Source organism: Pyxidicoccus fallax, assembly GCF_012933655.1.
In the GTDB taxonomy this organism is placed as follows: Bacteria; Myxococcota; Myxococcia; order Myxococcales; family Myxococcaceae; genus Myxococcus; species Myxococcus fallax.
In genome coordinates, this window is the sequence record NZ_JABBJJ010000646.1 from 1 (window position 1) to 2,529 (window position 2,529).

The 2,529-nt window shown below is 70.1% G+C and carries 2 protein-coding genes; both read left to right on the plus strand.

Translation table 11 applies throughout. The features are described from left to right. On the plus strand, positions 1–452 hold a 452-nt coding region (locus tag HG543_RS53025; protein ID WP_169352584.1), incomplete at its 5' end, for a DUF819 family protein. 17 nt (positions 453–469) lie between these two features. Next, positions 470–1,825 carry an Omp85 family outer membrane protein gene (omp85, locus tag HG543_RS53030; RefSeq protein WP_169352585.1) on the plus strand — a complete coding sequence of 452 codons (1,356 nt, stop codon included), beginning with the start codon at positions 470–472 and terminating at the stop codon, positions 1,823–1,825. Positions 1,826–2,529 lie beyond the last annotated feature (704 nt).

Below are 2,529 nucleotides of genomic sequence, written 5' to 3' on the forward strand. Positions count from 1 at the left end.
CGCTGGGGGTGCTGGGGCGGCTGGACGTGACGGCGGTGCTGTTGCTCATCACCTCGCTGTCGCTGGCCGCGTCCTTCGTGCCGGCGGTGCGGCACCTGCCGGGCAGCAGCGCGCTGGGGGACTACGCGCTGCTCGTCTTCTGCGTGGCCGTGGGCACGCTGGCGGACGCGCGGCAATTGGGGGCGGCGAGCCTCTTCGTCTTCGTGTTCTGCTTCTGCGTGCAGCTCTTGGCGGTGGTGCTGCACTTCGGCCTGGCGGCGCTGTTCCGTATCGACGCGGACACGGTGCTCATCACCTCCACCGCCACCATCTTCGGTCCGGCCTTCATCGGTCCGGTGGCGCGCGCGCTGCGCAACCGCGAGCTGCTCGTCTCGGGGATGACGACGGGACTGATGGGCTTCGCGCTGGGGACCTATCTCGGGCTGGCGGTCTCCTGGCTCCTGCGTCCGTGACACCTTCGAGAGGTCGCATGCACCCGATGCGGATGACGTGGGCCGTGGGGCTTTCGTTGCTGTTGGGCGTGGCACCCGCGTGGGCTCAGCAGGCGACTCCGGACGCATCCGTGCCTCCCAAGCCTGTCCCCGGTGCCGAGGTGCCTTCCGAGCCCGGGCCTCGCACGGGGTGGCGCTTCGTGGGGCTTCCGCTCGTCAACTTCAACAGCGACGAGGGCTTCGGCTACGGCCTGCGGGTGCTGCTGGTGGACGTGGGAGATGGGCGCCAGAAGCCGTATCGCTACTCCGTGGTGGCGCAGTTCTTCCAGACGACACGGGGCGTGGGCGCGCACCGGCTGCTGACGGATGCACCGGACTTCCTCGGGTCCGGGTGGCGGGTGGGGCTGGACTTGAGCCTGCTCAACGACCGCTTCACGCCGTACTACGGCATCGCCGGTGCGTCGGGCTACGACGCGGACTTCAACACGTGTGACGACCGGGACGCGCTGGACATGTCGCCGGACGTGTGCCCGGGCAACGCGGAGTTCCGGGGGCTGCGCTACTACAGCTACGAGCAGCGCACCGTTCCGAGCGTGGTGCTGAACACGCGGCGCTCGGTGAAGGGGCCGTGGCAGGTGGCGCTGGGCTACCGCTTCCGGTTGACGCGGGTGAGGACTCGCTACGACGCGGACGACCAGGGGCAGAGCCGGCACTCGCGGCTGGAGGAGGACGCGCGGCTGGGACTGCTCACGGGGCTGGAGGGCGGGCCCCGCGCGGACACGTTCCGCACGGCGGAGCTGATGGCGGGGCTGTTGTGGGATTCGCGCGACAACGAGCCGGCCCCGGTGCGCGGTATGTTCCACGAGCTGGCGCTGCGTGGAGCGGCAGGGGCGACGGGGAGCGCCTTCGACTACTGGGGGACGACGCTGAACCTGCGCTTCTATCACCCGGTGGTGAGCGAGCGGCTGGTGGCGGCGCTGCGGCTGATGGGGGATGTGATGGGCGGGGACGTGCCCTTCTTCCTGCTCAACTCGTTCGGCGGCGTGGAGTGGCGGGACGGGTGGGGCGGCATCGGCGGGGTGTTCACCGGGCGCGGCATCCTGAAGAACCGCGTGCAGGGCGAGGTGAAGGCGCTGGTCAATGGCGAGCTGCGGTGGCTGTTCCTGTCGGCGTCGCCCTTCAACCAGAAGGTGGACCTCACGGCGGTGGCCTTCCTCGACGCGGGGCAGTCCTGGGCGGACCTGGACTTCCGCGGCGACGGACTCGCGCGCTACGCGGGCGGTGGAGGACTGCGCATTGCCTGGGCGGACAACTTCATCGTCCGCCTCGACTACGGCATCAGCCCGAGCGACGACACGTCCGGCTTCTACCTGGACTTCAATCACTTGTTCTGACCGGCGGTTCCCTGGAGGAGCCGCCACCTCGATGCAGTTCCGCCGCTCCGAGCGCTCTTGTCCCGGAGTCGCGGGCTGTTGAAGCGTCCTCGGACACCTGACCAATCCCAATGTTTCCAGCGCCGTGGCGCCTGGATGCAACGCACCCACGTCACCGCGCCCCGAGCCTTCCGTCGCAGCCCCCTCCAGCGAAGGAGTACCCGCGCCTTCCGCCTCGGCGCCTTCAGTGACAGCCCCCTCGGGCGGAGGCGTTCGCCCGCCTCCGGCACCGGAGTCCTCCTCCGCCGCCAGCGCCTTCCAGAGCACCCGTCCCATGGGGATGACGTTCTCCAGCGCTCCCCGCTCGTCCCCCCGCGCCACCGCCCGCACCAGCTCCGCCAGCGCTCCCCAGATGAGCCCCTCACCTACCAGGACGCTTCCCGGTGCCAGCGCCCCCATGCGCTCCCCGTGCGCCAGCACCTCCCTCACCAACTCCCGCGCCTGGGCACCCAGGGCCTCCGGCTCCAGCGAGTCCGGATGCCAGTGCATGAAGGTGAAGTGGAAGAGCTCCGGCTTTCTCGTCGCGCACCACGCCAGGTCCTCCCAGAAGCTGTCGAAGACCTCGCGAAAGCTGCGCTCCGGCTGCTCCGGCGCCAGCTCGAAGTCCACGCGTGCGATGCGGCAGAGTTCGGTCTCGGCCCACTGGCGCACCTCCCGCGCGAAGC